Here is a 26,473-nt window from a genome sequence, read left to right on the forward strand (position 1 = left end):
CCGGACGGCCGGACCCCATCGAGAATGGGCCGCTCGCGCCGGGCAGACATTGCACAGGCTTACACCCCATTGCCTTAGGCCGCCGTGGTGACGAGCCGGCTCAGATAGGCATGAATCTGGCTCACGACGGCCGCGCCGTCGCCGACCGCGGCGGCCACCCGCTTTGCGGATTCCGACCGCACATCACCGACGGCGAACATGCCGGGCACGCTGGTTTCGAGCGGATAGCGCGCGCCGCCTTCAGACACACCCTGTTCGCTGCGGGCGAAGCCGGTCACAACAAAGCCGCGGTTGTCGAGCTCAACACCGCTCGAACCGAGCCAATCGGTTTTCGGGTCCGCGCCGATAAAGAGAAACAGATGGCGCGTGGGAATGACTTCATCCACCCCCTCTTCTTCATGCCTGATATGCAAGCCGGTGAGTCCGGCTTCGTCGCCTTCGAGGCAGCGCAACACACACCGCGTGCAGAGCGTGACGTTCGGCAAGGAGGCGATCCGGTCGATCAGATATTTCGACATGCTCGCGTTCAGATCCTCGCCACGAATCAACACGCGAATGCTACGCGCGAAGTTGGCGAGAAACACGATCGCCTGGCCGGCGGAATTGCCGCCGCCCATCAGAACGATATCCTGCCCTTTCGCCAGCCTGGCTTCGATTGTCGATGCCCAGTAATAGGTGCCGCGCCCTTCAAAGCGCTCGAAGCCGGGGGCCGTAGGTTTGCGGTAAGCGGCGCCGCTCGCGACGACGACGGTACGCGCGCTGATACGCTGCCCGTCGAGCAGCGTCAGCAGGAAGATGCCAGCATGGCGGCTCACGTCCACGACCTTGCCCGGGATCGCCAGATGCGCGCCGAATTTCAGCGCCTGCTGGAATGCGCGCGCCGCGAGCGCCTGACCCGAAATTCCCGTGGGAAAGCCCAGATAGTTTTCGATCCGGGCGCTGGCGCCGGCCTGACCGCCCGGCGCACGTTGATCGAAGACGGCGACCGATAAACCCTCAGTCGCCGCGTACACGGATGCCGCCAGACCCGCGGGCCCGGCGCCGACAATCGCCACGTCATAGACATGCGAGGGTTCAAAGGTCGGTACGAGTCCGAGGCACGATGCGAGCTGCGCCTCGTCCGGCGCACGCAGCACATAGCCGTTCGGGCAGAACACGAGCGGAAAGTCGCCGGGGCCGGTCGTCATGCCGCCGAGCAGCGTGATCGCCTCGGGATCGGTGCGGGCGTCGATCACCATCGCCGGATAGGCATTGCGGCGCAGGAAGCCTTGCAGCCGGATGAGCCGCGCGTCGTCGCCATTGCCGACGATGACGGGCCCGAGCCCCTGTTCGATCAGCCCGAGCCGCCGCAAAATCAGCGCGCGCATGATGTGCTCGCCCAGTTGCGCGTCGGCCACGATCAGCGCACGCAAGCGCTCCGGTTCGAGCACGAGAGTCTCGACATCCGTCAACGCGATGCCGTCGATCAACGCGGGCTTGCCGGAGAGTTGCGCCATCTCCGCCATGAAGTGCCCGTCATCGTGTTCGGTAATGACGGTCGAGCGCCCGAAGCTGTCGCGCGACACGATCCGCACGCGGCCATGCAACAGCACGAACAGCCCGAGCGCCACCTGCCCGGTTTCGAAAATCAGTTCACCGGCTTTGAACGACATCGGCCGGGCAAAGCGTCGCAGACTTTGAATCTCGTGCGCCGAAAGACGGGGGAACATCTGGTGCCGACGGTACTCCAGCGACGAGTACGGGTTCTCGAGTTCCGAGGGGGGCGCTGCGTCTGCGGATACGTCCGTGGTGCTCATAACTTGACCTCATTTGGCTCGCCATCGCCATGACGGTTTGCCGATAGCGTGCCGGCTTCTACCAGCCGAATTTGAGTTCGGCGCCTACATAGTCGGCATTACGCGCGCCGAGATCGCGCAGCGATGAGCCGACCTGGAAATGCACCGCTTCCAGCGCCGCGGCGAGATTCGCAGTGACCGCCCAGTCGGCGCGCAGCTGCGTATAAAAACCGGTCCACGGACTGCCATGCCCCGCTGTGCCCGGCACGACCGCCGAGCCTTGCTGGTACACCGCATCCGCGGTGGTCTCGCGCCATTGCAAACCCACACCCGCTAGCAGCGTCAGCTTGCTGTTGGGCTTGAGGATCAGCGTCGGCTTGACGTGCACGAGGTTCGTGTAGCCGGTATAGCCGGCCAGCGCGAAGTAGTAGCCATTCGGGAACAGCGGATTGAACGTGCCGATGCGGCCGTCGCCCGGATGACTGTCGCCTGATGCGGCGTCCACCTGAATGCCGACGCGCGGCGTCCACGGCACGGACGCCAGCGTGTAGCCGGCCAGGGAACCCACCGCCCAGGCGCCGATCGTCTTGGCGCCGACATGTCCGGACTGATACATCGCCTCGACGTCCCAGTCGATATGAGCGACAGTGCCGGCGTATCGGGCATCGAACACGTCGCGATGTTCGGCACCGCTCGCGTCGAGAAAGTGCGCGTTATTGCGGTTGTAGCGCGAGTAGTACGCGGACAGGTCGCCTGGTCCGACGTTCTTGCGCTCCACGCGCACGCCACTGAAGGTCAGATCGCGATTGGAGACATCGTCGAAATCCGCGTTGTCGCGGTACTGAACCGGCTGGGTCGCGTAGGCGATCCAGCGCCAGGGGCCGGTTTCATAGTCGGCCCAGATTGCGTCGAACGCCTGACGCACGTTCGGGCCGTCTCGAACGGAGATGAAGCGTTGCAAATCGAACGCCATCTCCTGGCGGCCGACACGGACCTTGAAGGTGCCAGGCCCGAGCGGCTCGGTCACCGCGACGAACGCCTGCCGTAAATCCAGCGGGTTTTTGTCCACCGGCGTGACGAAGTCTTTGCCGTAGGGTTGCGCGCTTTCGAACTGCGTGAAGATCTGCACGTGGGGGCCGAGGCGCACGTCCGCGTGGACTTCGAGCCGTTGCAGCAGGTACGTGTCGTCATGCGCCGCGCCGAGCCCGAAAAGCGGCGCGTCGTTGATTTCCAGCCGCTCGCGCAGCACTATGCCGAGCGAGATATACGCGTCGGGATTGCCGAACAGCGGAATGTACTTCAACGAATCGAAAGGCGCTTTCGGCACGCAGGGGTTGGCCAGCGCCGACCAGTTTTCCTGCCAGCGGTTGAACATGATCGCGGGCCGCGCGCACGACGCCGCCGCTGCAGCGGGAGTGGCGGGGGCGGCCGCGCTGCCGGTCGCGGCGGTATTGTCGGCGCCGCCCAGCGCCGTGTCCGCGGCCGAAGCCGGCAGCGCCGCCGCCAACCCGGTGCTGATAAGCAGCGTGCGGACGGCGCGCAGCGTGCGACCGCGCTGCGCACGCCGACATGCCTTCATCGGCGTGGTGACGGGTGCGTCACTGGCCATCGTGCACTTCAGCAATGTAGCCGCCCGGGAATTCGAGTACCGCGGTCTTGCCCGACGCAGTGCTATACGCCGGATACAGCACCTTCGCGCCGGCCGCTTGCGCGCGATCCAGCGTCTGCGCCAGATCGGCGACGCCGTAGCCGGTCGTTTCACGCCCGAACGGGAACGGCAGCTTGCCATCCGTCACGAATACGACCATGCGGCCAAAACCCGATGTGATCAGAATCTCGCGGACCGTCTCACCAGGGCGGCCGATCACGCCGGCGTCCGCATGCGGGTTATCCGACACCACCTTACCGTGCGAGAAGTGCACCCAGCGGCGCACGAAGTTGTTCGCCTCGTCGCGCGAGACGTACACGCGGTTATCCGGCACGCTTTGCAGCGGTGCGTAGTTCGGCGCCTTGGTGTGCCAGTAAAGCTGCATCGTCAGGCCGCCCGGCCATTGAATGATCGCGTCCTTGCCGATCGGGTCGTCGAACGGTTCGACCAGCACGTTAGCGCCGGCCGCACGCGCCGCCTTCACACCCTGATCGATGTCGGTGACGAGATAGCCGGTTCTCTCATTGCCGAACGGATACGGAATCGGCGTCTCGAAGCCGAACACCGACAGCATGCCGACCGGCGTTTGCACGTACTGCGAGGCGGTCTTGCTCGGCGTCGGCGTCACGGTAAAGACCGCGCGCGGCGAGGCCTTACCGCCGAAGGTCGCGAGGAAGCTGTTGACGAACGCGTCGAGGTCGGCCGAAGCGACATACACGTGGGTGGTGTCGTACTGGGCGCCCACCGACACGTCGGGATGTTTCGCCAGCGCGATTTTGCCGGTGGATAGTTCCGGCGGACCGGCATCGGCGAAGGCGGAAGAAACCGGCGCCAACCCGATCAGCAGCGCGGCGGAAAGAAGCGCGACGGGGCGCAACCGTTGAAGGGACTTGAACATTTGATTACCCGATTGAATTAGCAACGTTTGAAGAGTCGGCCTCCGGCCGAGGCCATATATGCGATATGTGCGATGCCAGTGGAGCGTTGGTGCGCGTCGTCAAGCAGTCAACGCGCATCTGTATCCACCGCCGTTCTGGTGGCGCCCGGCGTCGCCGGCTGTTGCGCCGCGCCGTCCTTGGTCTGCCCGGCGACCTGCGTCGTGCTGGTCTGGGCGAACAGCTGCGCTTTCACCACCGGTATCGCGTGCTCGCCCAGCACCATGCCGAGCAGACCGGCCAGCGCGATCAGCGGCGGCGCTGGCGATTGCACCTTGAGCAGCCAGTAGAGAAGTCCGACGCCAAAGCCGACGCCCAGTGAAATGATGTAGCCCATGGTGATCGTCCTTTCAATAAAACATCTGTCAATTCGGCCAGTCCGATCCCAGCACCAGTCCGCAAAAATTCAGCCGCCGATAGTTCGGATCCCAGCGGTCCAGCACATCGGCATTCACGGTCCCGAAAGTCGTTTCAGGACGATGCGCCATGCCACGCGCATACGCTTCGATCAGCTTCTTCTTGAAGCCCGATTCGCGCGGGTAGGCCTGCACGATCTCATCGCGCTGCTGCGCGGTGAATTCGTCGTAGCGCGCACCTCGCACATCCATCTGCACGCCGGCGCTAATCAGCGCAACCAGCGCTGACAGGTGCTCCGGAATGCCTGGCGTCGTGTGCAGGGCGATCCCCACCCAGACCTCTTCAATCTCGCGCCCGGCAATGTCGTACTGCTGCATGAACTCGCGCGCCGCGTTGGCGCCATCCACTTCAAACCGGTACGGCGACCCTTGATACTGTGAGTTCAGCCCGACGTTGTGGAACATCGTGGCGACATACAGCAAATCCGGATCGAATGTCAGATTCTCGCGATATCCGGTGAGCGCCCCGAACAGAAACGACCGTAGCGCGTGATGGAACATCAACTCGGATTCTGTGGTCCGCATAAGATCAGTTGCCGCCTGCGCCATGACTCCATCAGGGATGTCAACGCCGGCAATGGTTCTCTTCATATCGACTCCTCCGTGGCACCCCCCCGGCGCACCCCTGTGCACGTGCCGAACGGGCAGCGCAACCGGGCGACGTCCTGTCGCGTCAGCAGTCCAGGGGCCTATCCATTGCAGCGTAGCGAATTAAACCTATAAAGACTTTGGCGAATTCTTAAAAAGACTTAATCGGCGCGTGTCCTGTGCAGATTGCTTTAAAGCGTCAGTTCATGGAAGCGCCGCACGCCATCGCGAATCCATTGCAACAAACCGCCCGAGCTCTCGTCGACATTGCTCGGCGATGCAAGCAGCATTTCCTCGGTGGCGTGGTGCTCCGACAATAGCCGGCACATCTCGCGCGCCACCTCGGGGCGCCGCGCGAGCACCGGCGTCAAGGCGGTCTTGTCGAGCCGGAACACGGTGGCGCGCGTGAGCGCCCGCGCGATCACAGCGGTCTTCACGCCGGCTAGAATCCCCGACTGGCCGATCGAATCGCCCGGCGCGAGCCTTCGCAACTCGATCTCGGCGCCGTCCTTGGGCAGTATCACTTTCGCAATGCCGCGCGCCAGAATATGAAGCTCGTGGCCGGTCTCATCCGCCGCGGTGTAAATGGTCTCGTCCACGTCGAACTCGTGTCTGGTCAGCCGCTCTTCGAGCGCCGATATTTCGTCATCGTCGAGCGTCTGGAAGATCGTCACGTTGCGCAGCAAGCGGTGCTTTTCATCCGCGCCGCCGAGCGGCGGCTCCGGCACCGATAACGGCCGCAAGACGACACCGCGCGACAGCAGATGACGATGCGCGAGATCGAAAAGATCGTTACGTACATTGATCTTCTGGTCCAGCGAGTCGACATAGCAGACGATCTCGTACTCGATTGCGTCGTTCGTCGCGCGGCGCACGCTTACGGTGGGCTTGGGATCCCTCAGTACCCGCTCGGAGCTGTTCGCCGCATTGGCGAGCGCGGCCAATACAAGCGCCGGCCGGATCGACGGATTGACCGGCAGCATGACGCTGAGGCCGTGCGTATGCGACGGCTGATTCGCGTTGACGATATTGGTGCGCGCGGCCACGCTGTTCGGAATCACGACGAGATTGCCCTGACCGTTGAGCAGACTCGTCGCGCGCCAGTTGCTCTCGACCACCTTGCCTTCCACATCGCCGATGGTGACCCAGTCGCCCAAACGGAACGGCTGCGTCGCATTGAGAACGATGCCGGAAAACACGTCGTTGAGCGTGCTTTGAATCGCCAGACCGAGAACGACCGCGAGCGCGCCGGAGGTGGCGAGCAGGCCCCGCACCGGCAGTTGCAACACGAATGCGATCGCGCCTACCGACGCGGCCAGAAACACCAGCGCGCCGAGCACGTCCTGAAACAGCCGCTCCTTGTGCCACGCCTCGGGCAACACCGCGCGATCCAGCATGATGGTCACGAGACGCGCGCCTTGCAGCCACCACACCACCTCCAGCACCTGCGCGAGCAGATGGCGCAGCCCCTCGTCCGGCCAGGGCGCCGCGCGCAGCGGGTTCATGCCGTAACTGAACAGCACGTAGGTCGACAGCCCGAACATGAGCGCACGCAAAGCGAGACGAAGCTGGTCGTTGCGCCCGTCCAGAAAACGCCAGGCGAGAAAATCGAGGACCAGGATGCCCAGGCCAAACAGCACACCGTCAGTTAGCGTCGGCATCGAGGTCCTCGCTCGCGGGGTTGCACGAACCGGTGGAAATCAGAACGCGAAACAACTACAGCCCAACGCGCCCCAGAATCCGTTCGAATCGCTGACCGGCACGTTTTTTCGCCATGCCCAGCCATGCGCATGCGCGTGCACGCCGCACAGATTCACGCAGCCGTCCACGCAGGCCACCGCTGTCGGCTTGTAACGGCTATAGCCGCCGAATTCGGCAACCGGCGACCACGACGGGCTAACCGGCAGATCAGGCGGCGCAAGCGGCGCGAATTCGTCGTCGGCGTACACAACCTTGCCGCCCACCACCGTCATGGCCGAGGTCAGGAACTTGATGCGGCTTTCGTCGATGGAAAAGTAGTCTTCGCTCAACACCGCGAAGTCTGCGAACTGGCCCGGAACCAGTGCGCCTTTGCGTTCCTCCTCGCTCGAGAACCACGCACTGCCCACCGTGTAACGGCGCAATGCCTCCATCCGGTCGAGCTTGTTTTCGTTGGTGTACATCGACGTGCCGCCGACCGTTTTGCCCGACACCATCCAGTAGAGCGAGACGAACGGGTTAAAGCTCGCGACGCGGGTGGCGTCCGTACCGGCGCCGACCGGCAGGCCGGCGTCGAGCATGTGCCGGATCGGCGGCGTGCGCTTCACGGCCTCCGCGCCATAGCGCTCGATGAAATACTCGCCCTGGAAGGCCATCCGGTGCTGGATCGCGATACCGCCGCCAAGCGCACGCACTCGTTCGATATTTTTCTGCGTGATGGTTTCGCAGTGGTCGAAGAACCAGCGCAGCCCGTTAAACGGAATCTCGGCATTCACCCGTTCGAACACATTCAGGAAGCGCTCGATTGATTCGTTGTACGTGGCATGGAGCCGGAACGGCCAGCGGTTTGCGACCAGCAGTTTGACGACCGCTTCCAGTTCGTCTTCCAGCGTGTCGGGCAGATCCGGACGCGGCTCGAGAAAGTCTTCGAAGTCCGCCGCCGAGAACACCAGCATTTCGCCGGCGCCGTTGACGCGCAGGAAATCGTCGCCTTCGCCCGGCTTGGTCATCTTCACCCACTTCGCGAAGTCCTCGATTTCCTTCTTCGCGTTCTGCGTGAACAGGTTGTAGGCAATCCGTACCGTCAGTTCGCTTTTCTTCGCGAGGTCCATGATGACAGCGTAGTCATCCGGATAGGCCTGGTAGCCGCCGCCCGCGTCGATCGCGCTCGTCACGCCCAGACGGTTCAGTTCGCGCATGAAATGACGGGTGGAATTGCGTTGATCCTCCAGCCCGAGTTTCGGACCTTTTGCGAGCGTCGCGTACAGCAGGCCGGCGTTCGGCCGCGCGATCAGCATTCCGGTCGGGTTGCCGCGCCTGTCGCGCTGGATTTCCCCGCCGGGAGGATTCGGCGTGTCTTTGGTATAACCCACCGCACGCAGCGCCGCCGCATTCAGCAGCGCGCTGTCGTACAGGTGCAGGATGAACACCGGCGTATCCGGTGCAATGGCATTGATTTCTTCGAGCGTCGGGCCGCGCCGCTCGGCAAACTGGAATTCGTTCCAGCCACCCACCACGCGAACCCATTGCGGCGCCGGTGTGCGAGCCACCTGCTTCTTCAGCATGTCCAGCGCGTCGGCCAGCGAGGGCACGCCGTCCCAGCGCAATTCCATGTTGAAGTTCAACCCGCCGCGAATGATGTGCAGGTGGGAGTCGTTCAGACCGGGAATGACAGTCCGGCCTTTAAGGTCGACCTGCCGCGTATTGCCGTTCACGTGGCGCATCACGGCGTCGCGCGATCCCGCAGCGATAATGCGGCCGTCCGCGACGGCGAGCGAATCGGCAAAAGATCGCTTGTCGTCCTGCGTGGCGATCTTGCCGTTAAAGAAGACAACCTCGGCCGGCGTCGGCACGGAAGTATGGGAAGTCATGTCGGTCCTCATTGGGAGCGCTCCGCTTTTCATGCGCGGAGCTATTCATGGGAAGCGGGCGCTCGTCGCGACTCGTTACTTCTTTGCCGGCACGGGTGCCAGAACTTCGTGGGCGCCCGTCGCGCGTTGCGCAGCCTTGTGCACCATGGTGTAGGCGTAGTCCACGCCCATCCCGTAGGCACCCGAATGCTCCTTGGCAATCGCCATGACTTCGTTGTACGTCTCCTTGTGCGCCCAATCGCGTTGCCACTCCAGCAGCACCTGTTGCCAGGTCATCGGCACCACGCCGGCCTGAATCATGCGTTGCATCGCATAGTCGTGCGCGTCCTTGGACGTGCCGCCCGATGCGTCGGCGACCATATAGATTTCGTAGTCACCCTCGGCCATCGCGCAAAGCGCAAAGGTGTTGTTGCAGACTTCGGTCCACAGACCGGCCACCACCACCTTCTTGCGGCCGTTTGCAGCCAGCGAGTCGCGCACCTTCTGGTCGTCCCACGAATTCATGGACGAACGTTCAAGCACTTTGTGGCCCGGGAAGACGTCGAGCAATTCAGGGAATGTGTAGCCCGAAAAGCTTTCGGATTCCACGGTCGTGATGGTGGTCGGAATGTTGAAAACGCGCGCGGCCTTCGCGAGGCCGACTACGTTGTTCTTGAGAACCTGGCGGTCGATGGACTGGACGCCAAAAGCCATTTGCGGCTGTTGGTCGATGAAGATGATCTGCGAGTTAGCAGGCGTCAGCACTTCGAGTTTCGGATTTGCCATGGCGTTGTACGTCCTATAGGTGGTTTGGTGAACATGGGAGGAGATGCCGCACGTGTTTCAGGTGCGAGGACAACTGAGGCCCAGTCTATCCACGGCAGTTCTGCGAGTCCTTGGCAGAGTCCTTAATAGTTCTTAAATAAACCTTGGCGCGCGAGATCTTCGCGCGGCCATGACGCGGACATCCGGATTGGCGCTTCAGAACATTTCATGTTTTCTGCAGGACTTTACTTGCGCCGCATTCCTACAATGCAAGCGCTTGAAGTCAGACATTCACACGCTGCCGCACTCGACCATGACAAGGACTCGCTATGACAGAAGCGCTTACCGCAGCCGCCCATCGCGCGGCCCCGCTTAACACCCCGACCCGCCTGACCGAAGACGCGACCCGCGATATCGCCGCCGCGCTGACAACGTTGCTGGCCGACGTATTCGCGGTGTATCTGAAGACGAAAAACTTCCACTGGCATATGTCGGGGCCGTACTTCTGCGACTATCACCTGTTGCTCGACGAGCAATCGGATCAGATCTTCGCGACGACGGACCCGATCGCGGAACGCGCCCGCAAGCTAGGCGGCAAGACGCTGCATTCCACCGGCCAGATCACGAAGTTGCAGCGAATCCTCGACAACGACGCGGAGTACGTGACGCCGAGCGACATGCTGGCGGAATTGCGTGAGGACAATCTGGCGCTCGCCGGCTACATGCGTGAGACGCATTCGCTGTGCAGCGAATACAACGATGTCGCGACGGCCAGCCTGCTCGAAAACTGGATCGACGAGGCCGAACGGCGCGTCTGGTTTCTGTTCGAATCGGGACGCCACGCGTAGGACTGCTTAAGCGGGTGCCGCGCAACCTGCGGTGAGAACCGAGGTGACGCGCGAGCAGGGCACCCACCGTTCAGCCTTCGAGGGCAGCGTGAAGACGTGCTTCGAGAAACTGGATAAGTGCCCGCACCTTACTGGACTGGCGGCGATTGGGAAGGTAGGCGGCGTACACGAACGCATCGCCTGGATGGGGACTCGCATCGAATTGCTCCAGCAGGCGCATGAGGCGTCCCGCGCGAATCTCGGCGGCGACGTGCCACTCCGGCAGCAACGCAATGCCGCGTCCCGCCAGCACGGCTTCGAGCAGGATGTCGAGATTGTTCGACAGCAGATGACCACGCACGTCGACGCGCTGCTGCGCGTCGTCGCGCCGGAAAGTCCAGACCTGCCGGGAGCGATAGCCGCCGCCGTATGCGAAGCGAAGGCACTCGTGAGCGCCCAGTTCCTCCGCAGTTCGTGGCGTGCCGTTGCGTTCGAGGTAGTCGTGGCTTGCCACCACGTAGCGCGGATTGTCCGCCAGCTTTTTGACAATCAGGTTGGCGTCGCGATCGAGCAGGCCGATCCGGATCGCGACATCGATCCGCTCGAGCGCGAGGTCGACAAAGTGATCGGCAACGACCACATCGAGAAAGACGCGGGGATGGGCCGAGAGAAACGCCGCCAGGTGCGGTGCGAGCCGCAGGCGGCTATAGGTGGACGGCACCGCGATGCGCAATGCGCCGACCGGCGACGCGCCGCTGTCGAACACGCTCTCGTCAGCCTCGGCCAGCTCGTCGAGCACCTTGCTGACCTGTTCGGCGTAAGCAATGCCGGCGTCCGTGAGGCTGACCTTTCTCGGGGTACGGGTCAGCAGCGCAGTGCCAAGGGAGGCTTCCAGCGCGTCCATCAAGCGTGTGACCGAGGAGGTGGCCACCCCAAGGCGTTGGGCGGCTTTCGAGAAGCCGCCGGCGTCCGCCACCTCCAATAGCGTTTTCACCGCGAGGAATTTGTCCATGATCTTTCCGGCTTCCGATTTGGTTGCGAAAAACGCAACGCCAGCTTGCATTTTATCCCCATTCAACGATCGAAACGCAACGTATAAGCTGCATCCATTACCTAGTGAGGGGTGCAACATGCAAGCCATTCAGATCGAAATCAATTACGACTTCATTTGTCCGTGGTGCTGGATCGGTCAACGCAATCTTGCTGCGGCGCTGGCGCAAGCCGGCACGGGCGCGGCTGTGTCGATCCGTTACGTGCCGTTCGAATTGAATCCGCTCATGCCGGTCGAGGGCATGGACCGGCGTGCCTACCGAAGCCAGAAATTCGGCAGCTGGGCGCGCTCGCAAGTCATGGACTCGCAAGTGACGGCCGCGGGCCTGGCGGCCGGCGCGCCGTTCAATTACGACGTAGTGTTGCGCACACCGAACACGCGTCTGGCGCATCGCCTGATGCAGTTCGCGCAACAGCGCAATGAACCGCTGAAGACCGCTGCCTTGTATCAGGCCATCTACGCGGCCTACTTTTCCGAAGGCCGCGACATCGGCTCGCTCGATACCTTGACCGCGATCGCCGCGGAGAACGCGTTCGATGCCGGCGACGTGCGCGCCTACCTGCTCTCCGAGGCCGGCAATCAGGAGATGGACGCCGCGCGCGCGCGGGCCGACAAGCTCGGCGTGCAGGCCGTGCCGACCATCCTGATAGACGGCAATGTGATCAGCGGCGCCCAGCCGCCCGTGGTCTTCACCAACGCGCTGCGTTCGGCAACGCAAAGGAACGCAGCATGAGATCGCATGAAAAACCGCGCGCCGTTGTGATCGGCGGATCGCTTGGCGGGTTGCTCTCGGCCAATACCTTGCGAGCGGCCAGCTGGGAGGTCGACGTATTCGAAACCTCGCCCAATCAACTGGAAAGCCGCGGCGGCGGCGTCGTACTGCAACCGGACGTGCTGGATGCGTTGCAGTTCGCCGGCGTCGCGTTGCCGGTGCCCCCTGGCGTGGCGTCGGGCGAGCGCATCTATCTGGATCGCAACGACCAGCGTATCGAACAGTTTTACATGCCACAAATGCAGACGTCGTGGAGCCTGCTGTATCGCGCCATGAAAAATGCGTTGCCGGCGCAGGCGCTGCACGCCGGCGAGACGTTTGTCGATTTCCGTATGGAGGACGAACAGATCGTCGCGCAGTTCGAGAGCGGCCGCAGCGAACGGGCTGACTTGCTGATCGGCGCCGACGGTATTCGTTCGACGCTGCGGCGCCGCCTGCTCCCCGAAGTCGTGCCGGCTTACGCAGGCTATGTGGCGTGGCGCGGGCTGGTTGAGGAAGCCGATCTGCCGTTGCCGGCCGCGAACATGCTGCGCGAGCGCTTCAGCTTTCAGCAAGGCGACGGGCATTCGGGACTCTGCTACCTGATTCCGGGCGACAACGATTCGACCGCGGTCGGTGAGCGTCGCTGGAACTGGGTGTGGTATCGCAAATACAGTCAGTCGCAACTCGACGCATTGCTGGTCGACCGACACGGCGTCGCGCGTGCATTTTCGCTGCCGCCCGGCTCGACCAAGAGCGCAGACATCGCCCAGTTGCGCGACGAGGCCAAAACGTGGCTCGGGCCGACGTTTCGCGCGCTAGTCGAGGCCACCGACGACCCGTTCATGCAGCCGATCGTCGACCTGCGCTCGCCGAGGATGGTGTTCGGCCGCGCGGTGCTGCTCGGCGACGCCGCTTCGGTGCCGCGCCCCCATACGGCGGGCAGCACCGCGAAGGCGGCGGCCAATGCCCATTCATTGGCGCTCGCGTTGTCCTCGACATGGCAAAGCGGCACGACGATCGATTCAGCGCTCAAGCGTTGGGAGAACCAGCAGTTGCAACGCGGCAAGTTGATGACCGATCTGGGCATTTCGCTCGGCGACCGGCTGATGAACATCGCCCGCTGAACCACTTTTTCCGTTTCTCACTTCAGGGAGTTTTTCATGTCAACCCAGGCATCCACCGCGACGGGCGGCACCCATCCCGTCAAAATGACACGCAGTCTGATCGCGCTGTTCGCGTTCTGCTGCGGCGCGATCGTCGCGAACCTGTACTACGCGCAACCGATCACCGAACTGATCGCACCGGACATTCACATGTCCGGCGGCACAGCCAGCCTGATCGTCTCGCTCACGCAGATCGGCTATGCGTTCGGTCTGTTCTTTCTCGTGCCGCTCGGCGACCTGCTGGAAAACCGCAAGCTGATGATCACTACGGCCCTCGTGTCGATCGTGAGTCTGGCCGCCGCGGCGTTCGCGCAACAGCCGGGCTGGTTCCTCGCGATCTCGCTGCTGGTCGGCTTCAGCTCCGTCGCCGTGCAGATCCTGATTCCGCTCGCCGCGCATCTCGCGCCGGACGAATCGCGCGGCAAAGTGGTCGGCACCATTATGAGCGGGCTGCTCCTCGGCATTCTGCTGTCGCGTCCGATCTCCAGCGTCATAGCCGGGCATTTCGGCTGGCGTGCGGTGTTCGGCGCCGCAGCCGTGCTGATGACGATCGTGACCAGCGTGCTCGCGCTGACCATTCCACGCCGCCAACCGGATCACAAGGCGACCTACTTCGAACTGATCGGCTCGCTCAGCCACCTGCTCCGCACGATGCCGGTGTTGCGCCATCGCTCGCTGTATCAGGGGCTGATGTTCGCTTCGTTCAGTTTGTTCTGGACCGCGATCCCCGTCGAGTTGACCCGTCATTTCGGGCTGTCGCAGACCGAGATCGGCATCTTCGCGCTAGTAGGCGCGATCGGCGCCACCTCGGCACCGGTCGCGGGCCGTCTGGCCGACGCGGGTCACACGGTGCGCGCCACCTTGATCGCGCTGGTCGTGGGCGCGCTCGCCTACGCACCGGCACTGATCCATCCGGCGTGGGGCGTGTTGGGCCTCGTGGCAACCGGCATCGTGCTCGATTTCGCCGTGCAGATGAACATGGTGCTGGGTCAACGCGAGATCTATGCGTTGCATGCCGCGAGCAGAAACCGCCTGAACGCGCTGTATATGACGAGCATTTTCGTGGGCGGTGCGTTCGGTTCCGCGCTCGCCAGCCCGCTCTACGAGCACGGTGGCTGGCCGCTGGTAGCCGCCGTCGCGACGGCCTTCCCAATCATTGCGCTGGCTCACTATCTCGCGATCGGCCGTCCGCACGCCGCCAGCATCGCCTGATCTACACCCAATCACGAGACCGGACGGCCTGCTGTCCGGGTTAACAACATTTCAGGGCGTCTTCAGGAATTTCCGTGAGGTTGACGATACGCTAACCCACATAGTCAATTACCTGAACGACGCTCAATCGCCTGCAAAGGAATCACCATGTCCTCCCTTTCACCCCTGCTCGACGGTTACGATCTGAATGGACTGCGCCTGCCGAACCGCGTCGTGATGGCGCCGATGACGCGCTCGCGCGCGCCGTTGCAAGGCCGTCCGACGCAGATGATGGCGCAATATTATGCGCAGCGCGCGTCGGCGGGATTGATCATTACCGAGGCCACCAATGTCAGCCCGGCCTCGGCCGCCTTCGAACTCACGCCCGGCATCATCACGACCGAGCAGATCGACGGCTGGCGCCATATTACAAGCCAGGTGCACGCCGCCGGCGGCCGCATCTTCATGCAGTTGTGGCATGGCGGGCGCGTCAGTTCATTTGCGCTGCTGGGCGGTGAAGCGCCGCTCTCCCCTTCGGGCGTGAATGACGACCTCGAACAGTTGCAGGTCTGGGCGCAATTGCAAAACGGCCAGTACACCAAGATCCACGCCACGCCGTCGCGCGCCATGTCGCTCGACGAAGTGAAGCTCACCATCGACGCGTTCAAACAGGGCGCGGTCAACGCGATCGCGGCCGGCTTCGACGGTGTCGAAGTCCACGCGGCGAACGGCTACCTGCCACATCAGTTCCTCTCGTCGACGACCAATACGCGCGATGATCGCTACGGCGGTTCGATTGCGAACCGCGCCAACTTCCTGCGCGACATTCTCACGGAGATCGGCTCGGTGGTCTCGCTCGACCGGGTCGGCGTGCGCATCTCGCCTTACGCGCACTACAACAACGTGCGCGACGCGGACCCGGACGGCACCTACGACTACGTCGGCAAGATGCTCGGCGAATTCGGCGTCGCCTACCTGCACGCGGCGGACACTAACGGATGGAGCGGCGCGCCGGACTTGCCGCGGATCATCGAACGCATGCGCCGCGCGTTCCCGGGCACCCTGATGCTCAACGGCGGCATTGCCATCGACCAGGCCGACGCGCTGATCCGCGACGGCCACGCCGACCTGGTGGCATTCGCCCGCGCGTATATCGCCAACCCCGATCTGGTCGAACGCATTGCAACCCACGCGCCGCTCGCGTCACCGAAGGCGGTCGGCTGGTATGGCGGCGACCACACCGGCTATATCGACTATCCGTTCGACAGCAGCGCCGGCCAGGCCGCCCAGCCCGGCACCGCGCACGCATGACGCATGCCCTAAGCCGCGCACCCGGCGTAGTCCGTGCGGCTTCTTCGATTCAAGACTTCTATGACAGGTGCGTGAATGACTCGCAAGTCTAAATGGCTGACGGTGGGCGGCGTGGTCGTCGTGGCCGCGCTGATCGTCGCTACGCTGCTGATGTGGAGGCCTGGCATCGCACCGATCAGTCCTCCGGCGGCTTCGTCGTTCGACGCGCAAACGAAGCTCGCCGGCGCGCGCGTGGTCGCGCTCGGCGATTGCATCGTCTGCCATACCGCGAAGGGCGGCCAGCCGTTCGCCGGCGGTCTGCCGCTCGCCACGCCGTTCGGCACGATCTACGCCACCAACATCACGCCCGACGTCGAAACCGGCATCGGCAGCTGGTCGCTTGAAGCCTTCACGCGCGCGGTGCGTTACGGCGTCGCGCGCGACGGGCATCTGCTGTATCCGGCGTTTCCGTATATTCACTTCACGCGCATGTCCGACGGCGACATTTCAGCGGCCTACGCGTACCTGATGACGCGTGAACCGGTCAATGCGACCACTCCCGCCAACGACCTGATTTTCCCGTTGAACTTCCGGCCCTTGCTGGCGTTCTGGAACGTGTTGTTCCTGCACCCGGGCGCCCAGCAGGCGGACGCCTCGAAGGATGCCCAGTGGAACCGCGGCAAGCTGCTGGTGGATGGTCCCGGCCACTGCGCGTCGTGCCATTCGCCACTCAATGCGATTGGCGGCGAGAAGTCGGGGCAGGCCTTCGACGGGGGCATGGTCGACGGCTGGGAAGCGCCTGCGCTTACGGCGCTGGGCGCAGCACCGAAACCGTGGACCCAGGACCAGCTCGTCATGTATCTGCGCACCGGCCGCGCCAGCGAACACGGTGCCGCCGCCGGCCCCATGTTGCCCGTCACGCGCGATCTGGCCACCGTGCCTGAAGAGGATGTACAGGCGATCGCCACGTACATCCTGTCGATCCAGAAGGCGCAGCCGGCCGCAGCGCAAGCCGTCGCCACCGACAGCGCCGCTCAAGCCGCCGACTCGCCGGACGTGCAACGCGGCGCGACCTTGTTCACTGCCTCGTGCGCGCAATGCCACGGCCCTGCTGCGCCGATGCAGTCGATCGGCGAGCGCCCCACGCTGGCCTTCAGCACCGCCGTCAATGCCGCAACGCCGCGCAACGCGGTCCAGATGATATTGAGCGGCAACGGCTGGCACGGCGAGGACAGCATGAACTACATGCCCGCCTTCAATCAGGTTTACAACGACCGGCAGATCGCCGATCTTGCGTCCTACATTCGCGCAACCTATTCGCAGCGCGGGCCGTGGCAGGACGTCGAGACAATGGCGGCCAAAGTCAGACAGGAGAACACCGCGCGATGATCAACCTTACCGTCAATGGCGTGCAACACGCGCTCGATATCGATCCGGCCACACCGCTGCTCTACGCGCTGCGCAACGACCTGCAACTGCACGGTGCGAAGTTCGGCTGCGGCCTAGGGCAATGCGGCGCATGCACCGTGATCGTGGACGGCGAGGCCGTGTTCTCGTGCCTGATGCCCGTATCGGCAGTCGGCAAGCGGCCGGTGCGCACGATCGAGAGTCTCGGCACGGCCGAGCATCCCGGTCCGCTGCAGAAGTCCTTCATCGACCATCAGGCTGTGCAGTGCGGCTACTGCATCGCCGGCATGATCATGCGCGCTCAGGCGTTGCTCGATCGCAATCCTCGGCCGACCGAGGGCGAACTCCGCGACCACATGGAACCGAACCTCTGCCGTTGCGGCACACACACGCGCATCCTTGCGGCGATTCGCGCAGTGGCGCACCTGCCCGCCGCCGGCGCAGCATCCGGCTCATCCGAAGGTGCGGTCAGTCACGGAGGCGCGCAATGAGCGTCAAAGAGGAAGAAATCAACGAGGGACGCCGCCGCTTCATGATGTCCGGCGCGCTCGTGGTGAGTTTCAGTCTGTTCCCCGGCGTGTCGGCCATGGCACAGGAAGTGATCGCCGACGAAGGCGCCGCGGTGCATATCGGCAAAGCGACCCAGGCGCTCGCCGGCAGTCTGAAGACCAATCCCTATCTGGACGCGTGGATCAAGATCGATGCGGCAGGTAAGGTAACCGTCTACACCGGTAAGGTCGAACTGGGCACGGGCGTGCGTACCGCGCTGCTACAAGTCGCCGCCGAAGAGCTGGACATGGCGCCGTCGCTCATCACTTTCCTGACTGCCGACACCGGTGCCTCGCCCGACGAAGGGCTCACGGCCGGCAGCCATACGATGGCGGACAGCGGCAGCGCATTGCTGAACGCGTCCGCGCAAGTGCGGGGTCTGCTGATCGACGCTGCCGCCAAGCATTTCGGCGTCGACAGCCAGACCTTGAGCGCGCATAACGCGATCATCAAGGCGCCGGACGGCCGCAGCATGACTTACGGCGAAGCGGTGAGTCTCGTCGACCTGCATCGCATGGCGTCGCCGACTTCGCCCTTAAAAAGCCCCACGACGTTCGATACGATCGGCACGTCATTGCCTCGTGTGGATATTCCCGGCAAAGTCACCGGCGGCCCGAGCTACGTTCAGGACATGGTGCTGCCGGGCATGCTGCATGCCCGCGTGGTGATGCCGCCCGTCTACGACGCCAAACTGCTCGACACCAATACGCCCGAGATTCTGAAGATGCCGGGCGTCGTCAAGGTGATCAGGAACGGCAGCATGCTGGCCGTGGTCGCCAAAGGCGAATGGCAAGCCGTGCAGGCGCAGCGCGCATTGGCGGCGGGAAGCCACTGGAGCGCCGGGCGTGTATTACCCGATCCCGCCACCGTGCACCGCGATCTGAAACAGATCTCCACCGAACACATCGAGATCGCGAACACCCACAATGCAGCCGGTGCACCGGTGAAAACGCTCAGCGCAAAATACAGCAAGCGCTACATGATGCACGGCTCGATCGGCCCATCCTGCTCGGTGGCGCAGTTCAAGGACGGCAACATGACCGTCTGGACGCACTCGCAAGGTGTCTATCCCCTGCGCGACGGGCTCGCGGAAATGTTGTCGCTGCCCAAGGACAAGGTGCGCTGCATTCACGTCGAAGGGTCGGGTTGCTACGGCCACAACGGCGCGGACGACGTGGCCGCGCACGCCGCGTTGATCGCGCGTGAAACCGGCGGCCTGCCGGTCCGCGTGCAATGGATGCGCGAGCAGGAACACACCTGGGACCATTTCACACCCGCCATGGTGACCGAAGTGAGCGCTTCGCTCGACGTGAGCGGCATGATCGTCGACTGGAACTACGCGCTGTGGAGCAGTTCGCACAACGAGCGGATCGTGAACGCCGGGCGCCTGATTCCGGCGCAGTTGCTGGAGAAGCCGTTCGTGCCGGCGCCCTCGGTGCCGATGTTGCAACCCGAAGGCGGCGGCGACCGCAACGCGATACCGCTGTATGCGCTGCCGAACATGCACATCATGAACAATTTTTCGCCGACCATGCCGTTGCACTCGTCGGCCATGCGCTCACTCGGCGCGCACATGAACGTCTTCGCAATCGAAACGTTCATGGATGAATTGAGCGCCGCCGCCGGGGTCGATCCGGTCGCGTTCCGGCTCAGGCATATGCAGGACCCGCGCGCCCGCGACGTCATTAAACTGGTGGCCGAAAAATTCGGTTGGCCGCGGCCGCCACGCAAGGCCAATCATGGCGTCGGCTTCGCGTTCGGCAAGTATAAGAACCTGATGGCTTACGTGGCGATCGCAGTCGAGATTTCTGTCGTGCCCGAAACCGGCCAGGTCACCCTGGAACGCGCCGAAGTGGCGGTGGACGCCGGACAGATCGTCAACCCCGACGGCATCCGCAATCAGATCGAAGGCGGCATCGTGCAATCGGCAAGCTGGACGCTCTACGAAGAGTTGAAGTTCGATCAGGAGCGGATCAGAAGCTTCGACTGGAGCAGCTATCCGATTCTGCGTTATTCCGCCGTGCCGCGTAGCATTAACGTGCATCTTATCGATCGCCCCGGCGCGCCGTTTCTGGGCGCCGCGGAAGCATCCATGGGACCGACCGCCGGCGCGCTCGGCAACGCATTATTCGACGCGACCGGCAAGCGCTTGCGCGACATGCCGTTGGGCGGCGACGGTTTGCGCCGTCAAATAGACGCATAGTGAGTCCCCGAAGTGCCGCTCGGTGCCGCTCGGTACCGCCAGTGACAGCATTGGCGGCACGACGTGTGCTAACGACTGGCGGCACATGACATTTCCACCAGGAGTGAACCCGTGATCATCGATCTATCCGGCAAAACCGCCGTTGTCAGCGCCTCCACCGCGGGCATCGGTCACGCCATTGCAACCGGACTCGCCGCAGCCGGCGCGCACACCCTTGTTAACGGACGCAAGCAGGAAGCCGTCGACCGTGCCATCGCATCCATTCTCAAGACGGTGCCGCACGCGAAACTGCAAGGCTTTGCCGGCGACCTGGGCACGCGCGCGGGCTGCGACGCGCTGGCGCAAGCCGTGCCGCAAACTGACATTCTCGTGAACAATCTGGGCGTGTTCGGCCCCGGCGATATTTTCAGCACCGGCGACGACGACTGGGAGCGCTACTTTCAGGTCAACGTGATGTCGGGCGTCCGGCTCACGCGCGCCTATCTGAAAGGGATGATGGAACGTAAGTGGGGACGCGTCGTGTTCATCTCGTCGGAATCGGGCCTGAATATCCCGGCCGATATGCTGGCCTACGGCTTTTCCAAAACCGCGCAACTGAGCATTGCGCGCGGTATCGCCAAAGAGGCGGCGGGCAGCGGTGTGACGGTGAATGCCGTGCTACCCGGCCCGACCCTGTCGGACGGCTTTCGCACGATGGTGGAAGACACCGCCCGGGCGCAGGGTAAAACCGTCGAACAGGTCGGGATCGAGTTCGTGCGGGAACACCGCAGCACGTCGCTCATTCAGCGGCCCGCCAGCACCGAGGAGATCGCGAACATGGTCGTGTATGCGTGCTCGCCGCAGGCCTCAGCGACCACGGGCGCCGCACTGCGAGTGGACGGCGGCGTGGTCGATTCGATTGCGTGACCGACTGGCTTACGCGTGCCGGATGGCGGCACGCAGGGCCGCGACCAGACTCTCGGCGTCGCGGTCCCCGTCGTAGCGATGACCGTTGATGAACAACGTGGGCGTGCCGTTCACGCCGCTTCGCAAACCACTGTCGAAGTCTTTCTGAACGGCCTCGTCGTAAGTCCCTTCAAATGCGCTCGCCACGTCCTGTGCGCGCATCCCGAGATACGCCCCATAGCGGCGCAGATCCGCGTCCGTCAAAGCGTTCTGATTTTCGTACAGCACGTCATGCGCCTGCCAGAATTTGCCGACCGTGGCCGCCGCTTCCGCGAATTCGGCGGCGTGCAGCGCATGCGGATGCATGTCGGCCAGCGGAAAATGCCGGAACACGATGCGGAGCTGGTCGCCCATCGCCTGCTGCACCGCTTTGAGCACTCCGTACATCGCCCCACAATACGGGCACTCGAAATCACCGTACTCGACCAGCGTCACCGGTGCATCGGCGGGACCTTGCGTGTGATCGAAGTTTTCGACGGGTGGGTAAAGATGGCTCATAGCGCTTCCTGTTGGATAGACGTGTGGATCTGCTCAAGTGCGCCGAGTATGCCGTCGACGCCGGGGTTGATTGCGATAGGGAAGACGTGGGCCCATCGAACGATGCCCTCGTCATCGAGAACGAACAGCGCGCGCTCGCAAACGCCTTCGGTTATGCGGTACGCGCCATAGGCCTGGGCCACGGCCCCTTTAGGTTCGAAATCGGCAAGCAGGGGGAAATGGAAACTGCGTTGCGACGCATAGGCGGCGTGCGACCAGACACTGTCGACGGAGATCGCAAGGAGTTGCGCACCGAACGGGCGAAATGAGCCCAACGCCGCGTTGAACAATGCCAGTTCGTCGCTGCAGACCGGGCTCCAGTCAGCGGGATAGAACACCAGGATGACCGGCGAACCGCGTAATTCGGACAGCGATATTTTCTGGTCAGGCGTGGCGGCCAAGGTGAATTCCGGCGCGCGCATGCCGGAGCGAAGAACCGGGCCCGCGGATGGGAATTGAGTCGTGGTCATGGTCGATTACTCTCCTGGAGAATTTCGCCTCGTCAGGCATGCGCTCGCGCGAACGAGGACACGTCGCTGGGCACCACTTCGACAAAAGACGTGCTGTCATGGTGCGAGCGCTGTTCCACTCTGTTTCAAATGGTCCTAAGCAGAATAGGCCGAACGCGATCGTCGAAACAGCTATCCATTGAGATGACCCGCTCAACGGAAAAGGTATCTATCCAGGACCTTTGTATAGTTCTCTCCGTATGACTAATGTCTTTGACAGTTGCAGTGCCCGCTCATGCATAAAACGGGTAGCGGTACGTCAAGTCCTGGCTCGCGGCCTGTGCATTTCGGTCATGACGCGCCTGCGTCGTTCGCATGGCATCGCCCAGCGCAGGCGCATATCGCACCGGCGACGCTCGCGGCGCAGCGTCCGGATCGCCTGCGCCTTGCAACAGGCCATAGGCACGTGCCGTTATTCCAAGTATTCGCGAGATGACTTCAGGGTCCATCAGGTGGCTCCTACACATCAGTAGAGATTCACGCCGCCAGCAACGCACGGTGCGCGCCGGCCTCTGCGGAGATCATGTGGGTGGGTGACAACGGGCTGAACGGTGCCGGCTCGGAATCGGGATCGGCGTTCTCGCTAAAGGAGCGCACGAGATGATCAATCAGTCTGCGCACACGCATTGGCTGGTTACGTCGCGAGCGGTACAACAACTGGGTCTCCAGCGACGGTGCTTGCCAATCGGTCAGAATCCGAACCAGTTCGCCACGCGATTGCGCAGTACGCGCGATCTGCTCCGGCGCGATCACCACCCCGAGGCCATCAACGGCGGCGGAAATCAATGCGCTCGGGCAATTGGTGCGAAATGGGCTACGCGCGCCGAGCACCGAGCGCTCGGCCGTCGATGAATGGCTAAGCTGCCATGAAGCTTGATGCGAACCGGCCAGGACCGCCATGCACAGATCCGGGCGCACATCGTCTGGATGGACGGGCAGGCCGGCACTGTCCAGAAAGCTCGGGCTTGCGTAGATCCCCAGGCGCGTCGCGGCGAGCGAGCGCGCTACATATGAGGGTGGCACGGACCGGCCGACAACAATGGAAAGATCGGCCAGGTCGCCCAAGGTCTCGACACTGTTATCCACGAGGCGCGTATCCACTCGCACCTTGGGATACGCGCGCATGAAGCTGGACAGAGCCGGTGCAAGGCGGTTCATGCCGAACAGGACGGAAACTTCGACACGCAGATCCCCCGAAACGTCGAGCGCGATATCGCTACTGATCCGCGCAAGGTCTTCGTAACAGTCCAGAACTCCGGTGGCGTGCTCAAGCACCGTTAGCCCAACCGTTGTCAACGACACCTTCCGCGTGGTCCGATTGAAAAGTTGAACGCCGAGAAGCGCCTCCAGATCCTGCACCGCCCGACTCACCGAGGGAACGCCTACATGGGCGGCGTCGGCCGCCTTGGTGAAGCTGCCGTGGTCCACTACGGCTTTGAAAATCTCCAGCGCTTTCAGACGTTCCATGATGATCTCCGCGTCAAAGGACAGATTGCATGGACCGAATAGTGAGCTGCCGGGTCCTCGAACGCGAGTTACGTGGTGTTAAGTTTTGCTAGCCGCGCATAGCGGGCGGAAAACCGCGCGTTGCGACTCTGTTCCGGCGCGCTTGCCGCCTCGTTCGATTTCAGATCTTTTAAGTTGGCGGCAGTGTGGGGGTGCGCGATGATGCAATATTTTTTCCGGATGCCACACTCCGGAAGCGTTGCTACTGTTGACGACACTCCATAAATAAAGGTGGTTTGATGGTTCCCCCGTACAGCCTGACGTTCGGCCCATTCAGCTTGCATTTTCCGCAGCGCGCGCTGACAAAGGACGGCGAACCCGTCCGGCTCGGCAGCCGCGCGCTCGACATTCTGGTGGTGCTGGTCGAAAGCGCCGGCCAGCTGATGTCGACACGGGATCTGTGCGACCGCGTGTGGGCCGGCAGCGTGGTCGACGAAGGCGCCCTCCGCGTGCATATGTCGGCTTTACGCAAGGCTTTGGGCGATAGCAACGAGGGCGTCCGCTACGTCGTCAACGAGACGGGGCGCGGCTACCGGTTCGCGGTGCCGGTGACGAAATCCGTTTCGCAAGCCCCTCCCGTTCGGCCCTCCGGCGACGCTCGAACATTGCCGGTCAGCCTGGCACGGGTGATCGGCCGCGACGACATCATTGCGGGCCTCACGGATCAGCTCCCCGAGCGACGCTTTCTGACCATCACCGGGCCCGGCGGAATGGGGAAGACGACCGTCGCATTGGCCATCGCCCATCGATTTTCCGAGCGCACCGGCACCCGCGCCCTGTTCGTCAATTTCGCCCCGGTCTCGGAGACCTCCAGCGCGGCCAGTACGGTGGCCTCCGCCGTGGGCGTCGCTGTGTTCAGCGGCGATCCGGTGCCGGACCTGATCAAGGCGCTGGGCAACACGCCTGTGCTGCTGGTGCTCGATAACTGCGAGCACCTGATCGACGCCGTCGCCGAACTGGCCGAACAGTTGCTGCAGGGCTCGCCCGGGGTCCATCTGCTCGTCACGAGCCGGGAGCCGCTGCGGGCAGACGGCGAGTCGGTGCACCGGCTCGCGGCACTGCCGTCGCCGGGATCGGGCACGGAACTTGGCACGGACGAAGCGCGGGCATATCCCGCGATCGCGCTGTTTCACGACCGCGCCAAGGCCGCGAACGATTCATTTGCGTTGACGGCATCGAACGTCACGGCGGTGTGCGACATCTGTCGCAGACTCGACGGCATCCCGCTGGCGATCGAATTCGCCGCGGCCCGGGTCGGCTTGATGGATGTCCACGCGATTTCAGCGCGCCTCGACGACCGCTTCGCGTTGCTCACCCAGGGCCGCCGCACCGCCCTGCCCCGGCAGCAAACGCTTCGTGCGACGCTGGACTGGAGCTATGAACTGCTGCAGCCTCAGGAGCAGCAGGTTCTGCGGCGCCTGTCCGTCATGCGCGGGTCCTTCGACATGAGCGGGGCGGCCGCGGTCGCGCGCTGCCCGGAACTCGACGATCTCGCCGTGTTCGACGCCACCACGGGCCTGATCGCCAAATCGCTGGTTTCCTGCGACGTCAACGGGTCGCCCTTACCTTACCGGCTGCTGGACACCACTCGCCACTATGCGCATCTGCGCCTCATGGAGGCCCACGAGGTCGACGCGGTGAGGGCCCGGCACGCGGAACATTGTTGCCAGATCTTTGCGGATCCGGTGGCGGCGTGGGAAGGCAAGGCGCCCCGCGAATGGCTCGCCATCCACAGCGGGCGTATCGACGACATCCGGGCCGCGTTCGACTGGGCATCGCGTCAGGAAGGCGACCCTACCCTCGCCATCCGGCTGGTGATCGTGACTGCGCCGCTCTGGTTTCACCTGTCCTTGCCCCATGAGTTTCTGGCGATGGCAGAACATGCCATCGCCGCCGCGGAGCGCTCCGATCTGGCGGGCACGCCCCAGCACATCGAATTGCTCGCGGCTTACGGCCATGCCCTGTGGCATACGCGCGGGCCGACAACCGCGATGGCGCACGCCTTCGAGCACGCCTATGAAGCGGCCATGCGTCTGAACGACGTGGGCCTCGCGTTGCGAACGTTATGGGGCATCTGGGCCCAGCGCATCCTGGCGGGAAGCTATTCGGAAAGCTTGCAGCGGGCCGAACAGTTCAGCGGCCTCGCGTCCGGCACCGGTGATTTCTCTGCCGCACAGACCGCCGATCACATGCTGGCCCTGTCGCATCATTTTCTGGGCAATCAGGTCAAGGCGCGCGCGTTGATCGAGGACGTCATCGCTCGCGACGAAGATCCGGTTCGGGCGAATCATGCGAACCATGCGCAGGTCGACGGCCGAATTGCCTCGATGTCCCTCCAGATGCGCATCCTCTGGCTGCAGGGCTCAGCCGCCGAGGCCGTGGCGCTCGCCCGGGAGTGCGCCGACCTCGCGTTGGCGATTGACCACGATCTATCGATTTGCTATGGCCTCGCGATCGGCGCCATCCCGATCGCGCTATGGGAAGGCAATACGGCGATGGCGCGCGAACTCACCGCCCAATTGCGCGAACGGACTCGCAAACGCGGGCTGTCACACTGGGATAAATGGGCGGAGGGCTTCGAACACCTGCTGGAAGGACGGCAAACCGTCGTGCGAGACGCCACCGTCATGCAGCTGGAGCTGTTTGCGAGCACCGGCTCCGAGGCTTGCGTCGACGTACTGATCGCGCAAGGTCGTCTCGACCAGCCCTCATGGATGCGCGAGCGCCTGCTCGAACGGCCTCGCGCGGGCGGAGCACAACCCGACGAGTTCGCCGCGGCATGAGCTAAAAGCCGTCTGGCGCGCCCCGGCCGCCTGGCCGGAGAGGCCCGCCTGGCGGGCTGATAACAGTTCTTAGCAAAGCTTAA

The 26,473-nt window shown here is 63.5% G+C and carries 23 protein-coding genes; 10 read left to right on the forward strand and 13 right to left on the reverse strand.

The features are described 5' to 3' along the window. Nucleotides 1–74: 74 nt before the first annotated feature. From HWX91_RS13620 to HWX91_RS13655, 8 genes are all read right to left on the reverse strand, one after another. On the reverse strand, nt 75–1,796 hold the full coding sequence (locus tag HWX91_RS13620) for an FAD-dependent oxidoreductase (protein ID WP_028194245.1): 1,722 nt from the start codon (nt 1,794–1,796) through the stop codon (nt 75–77). 58 nt (nt 1,797–1,854) lie between these two features. Continuing rightward, entirely contained in the window at nt 1,855–3,384 is a 1,530-nt protein-coding gene (locus tag HWX91_RS13625) for an alginate export family protein (RefSeq protein ID WP_028194246.1), read from the reverse strand. Beyond that, nucleotides 3,374–4,321, reverse strand: a complete 948-nt coding sequence (locus HWX91_RS13630; RefSeq protein ID WP_028194247.1) for a VOC family protein — start codon at nt 4,319–4,321, stop codon at nt 3,374–3,376. The genes HWX91_RS13625 and HWX91_RS13630 overlap by 11 nt, the downstream gene beginning before the upstream one ends. A gap of 107 nt (nt 4,322–4,428) precedes the next feature. Beyond that, nucleotides 4,429–4,695, reverse strand: a complete 267-nt coding sequence (locus HWX91_RS13635; RefSeq protein ID WP_028194248.1) for a DUF1427 family protein — start codon at nt 4,693–4,695, stop codon at nt 4,429–4,431. 28 nt (nt 4,696–4,723) lie between these two features. Then, complete coding sequence (locus HWX91_RS13640; RefSeq protein WP_028194249.1) at nt 4,724–5,365, reverse strand: HD domain-containing protein; 642 nt, start codon at nt 5,363–5,365, stop codon at nt 4,724–4,726. 188 nt (nt 5,366–5,553) lie between these two features. Beyond that, nucleotides 5,554–7,023 carry a mechanosensitive ion channel domain-containing protein gene (locus HWX91_RS13645; protein ID WP_028194250.1) on the reverse strand — a complete coding sequence of 490 codons (1,470 nt, stop codon included), beginning with the start codon at nt 7,021–7,023 and terminating at the stop codon, nt 5,554–5,556. Nucleotides 7,024–7,062: 39 nt separating this feature from the next. Further along, complete coding sequence (locus HWX91_RS13650) at nt 7,063–8,931, reverse strand: amidohydrolase (RefSeq protein WP_028194251.1); 1,869 nt, start codon at nt 8,929–8,931, stop codon at nt 7,063–7,065. A gap of 75 nt (nt 8,932–9,006) precedes the next feature. Next, nucleotides 9,007–9,696, reverse strand: coding sequence for a hydrolase (locus HWX91_RS13655; protein WP_028194252.1), 690 nt, complete (start codon nt 9,694–9,696; stop codon nt 9,007–9,009). 308 nt (nt 9,697–10,004) lie between these two features. Here HWX91_RS13655 and HWX91_RS13660 point away from each other — a divergent pair, with 308 nt between their 5' ends. Continuing rightward, nucleotides 10,005–10,523, forward strand: coding sequence for a Dps family protein (locus HWX91_RS13660; protein ID WP_028194253.1), 519 nt, complete (start codon nt 10,005–10,007; stop codon nt 10,521–10,523). 70 nt (nt 10,524–10,593) lie between these two features. Here HWX91_RS13660 and HWX91_RS13665 read toward each other — a convergent pair whose 3' ends face one another. Next, the gene (locus HWX91_RS13665) at nt 10,594–11,514 is read right to left on the reverse strand and encodes a LysR family transcriptional regulator (RefSeq protein ID WP_028194254.1); all 921 of its coding nucleotides are present in this window, start codon (nt 11,512–11,514) and stop codon (nt 10,594–10,596) included. Nucleotides 11,515–11,632: 118 nt separating this feature from the next. Here HWX91_RS13665 and HWX91_RS13670 point away from each other — a divergent pair, with 118 nt between their 5' ends. From HWX91_RS13670 to HWX91_RS13705, 8 genes are all read left to right on the forward strand, one after another. Then, entirely contained in the window at nt 11,633–12,286 is a 654-nt protein-coding gene (locus tag HWX91_RS13670) for a DsbA family oxidoreductase (protein WP_028194255.1), read from the forward strand. Next, nucleotides 12,283–13,431, forward strand: a complete 1,149-nt coding sequence (locus tag HWX91_RS13675; RefSeq protein ID WP_028194256.1) for an FAD binding domain-containing protein — start codon at nt 12,283–12,285, stop codon at nt 13,429–13,431. Before HWX91_RS13670 ends, HWX91_RS13675 begins: the two co-directional genes overlap by 4 nt. 36 nt (nt 13,432–13,467) lie before the next feature. Beyond that, nucleotides 13,468–14,682: an MFS transporter gene (locus HWX91_RS13680; RefSeq protein ID WP_028194257.1), complete on the forward strand. Its 1,215-nt coding sequence runs from the start codon at nt 13,468–13,470 to the stop codon at nt 14,680–14,682. Nucleotides 14,683–14,829: 147 nt separating this feature from the next. Further along, nucleotides 14,830–15,972 (forward strand): alkene reductase, encoded by a 1,143-nt coding sequence (locus HWX91_RS13685; protein WP_028194258.1) that lies wholly within the window; start codon nt 14,830–14,832, stop codon nt 15,970–15,972. 75 nt (nt 15,973–16,047) lie between these two features. Further along, nucleotides 16,048–17,340, forward strand: a complete 1,293-nt coding sequence (locus tag HWX91_RS13690) for a c-type cytochrome (RefSeq protein WP_028194259.1) — start codon at nt 16,048–16,050, stop codon at nt 17,338–17,340. Continuing rightward, a complete protein-coding gene (locus HWX91_RS13695; protein WP_028194260.1) occupies nt 17,337–17,849 on the forward strand; it encodes a (2Fe-2S)-binding protein in 513 nt (170 codons plus the stop codon). The genes HWX91_RS13690 and HWX91_RS13695 overlap by 4 nt, the downstream gene beginning before the upstream one ends. After that, nucleotides 17,846–20,110, forward strand: a complete 2,265-nt coding sequence (locus HWX91_RS13700; RefSeq protein ID WP_028194261.1) for a xanthine dehydrogenase family protein molybdopterin-binding subunit — start codon at nt 17,846–17,848, stop codon at nt 20,108–20,110. Before HWX91_RS13695 ends, HWX91_RS13700 begins: the two co-directional genes overlap by 4 nt. 111 nt (nt 20,111–20,221) lie before the next feature. Then, nucleotides 20,222–21,016, forward strand: a complete 795-nt coding sequence (locus tag HWX91_RS13705) for an SDR family NAD(P)-dependent oxidoreductase (RefSeq protein ID WP_028194262.1) — start codon at nt 20,222–20,224, stop codon at nt 21,014–21,016. Nucleotides 21,017–21,025: 9 nt separating this feature from the next. Here HWX91_RS13705 and HWX91_RS13710 read toward each other — a convergent pair whose 3' ends face one another. From HWX91_RS13710 to HWX91_RS13725, 4 genes are all read right to left on the reverse strand, one after another. Further along, nucleotides 21,026–21,553 carry a DsbA family protein gene (locus HWX91_RS13710; RefSeq protein ID WP_028194263.1) on the reverse strand — a complete coding sequence of 176 codons (528 nt, stop codon included), beginning with the start codon at nt 21,551–21,553 and terminating at the stop codon, nt 21,026–21,028. Continuing rightward, nucleotides 21,550–22,062, reverse strand: coding sequence for a redoxin domain-containing protein (locus tag HWX91_RS13715; RefSeq protein WP_028194264.1), 513 nt, complete (start codon nt 22,060–22,062; stop codon nt 21,550–21,552). Before HWX91_RS13715 ends, HWX91_RS13710 begins: the two co-directional genes overlap by 4 nt. A 272-nt stretch (nt 22,063–22,334) precedes the next feature. Further along, nucleotides 22,335–22,550 carry a hypothetical protein gene (locus HWX91_RS13720; protein WP_028194265.1) on the reverse strand — a complete coding sequence of 72 codons (216 nt, stop codon included), beginning with the start codon at nt 22,548–22,550 and terminating at the stop codon, nt 22,335–22,337. Between the two features lie 28 nt (nt 22,551–22,578). Continuing rightward, on the reverse strand, nt 22,579–23,568 hold the full coding sequence (locus HWX91_RS13725; RefSeq protein ID WP_052660605.1) for a LysR family transcriptional regulator: 990 nt from the start codon (nt 23,566–23,568) through the stop codon (nt 22,579–22,581). Nucleotides 23,569–23,846: 278 nt separating this feature from the next. Between HWX91_RS13725 and HWX91_RS13730 the strand changes: the two genes are divergently transcribed. Continuing rightward, nucleotides 23,847–26,390 (forward strand): ATP-binding protein, encoded by a 2,544-nt coding sequence (locus HWX91_RS13730; RefSeq protein ID WP_042273705.1) that lies wholly within the window; start codon nt 23,847–23,849, stop codon nt 26,388–26,390. Nucleotides 26,391–26,473: the final 83 nt, after the last annotated feature.

The organism is Paraburkholderia fungorum (genome assembly GCF_902833645.1).
Lineage (GTDB): Bacteria > Pseudomonadota > Gammaproteobacteria > Burkholderiales > Burkholderiaceae > Paraburkholderia > Paraburkholderia fungorum.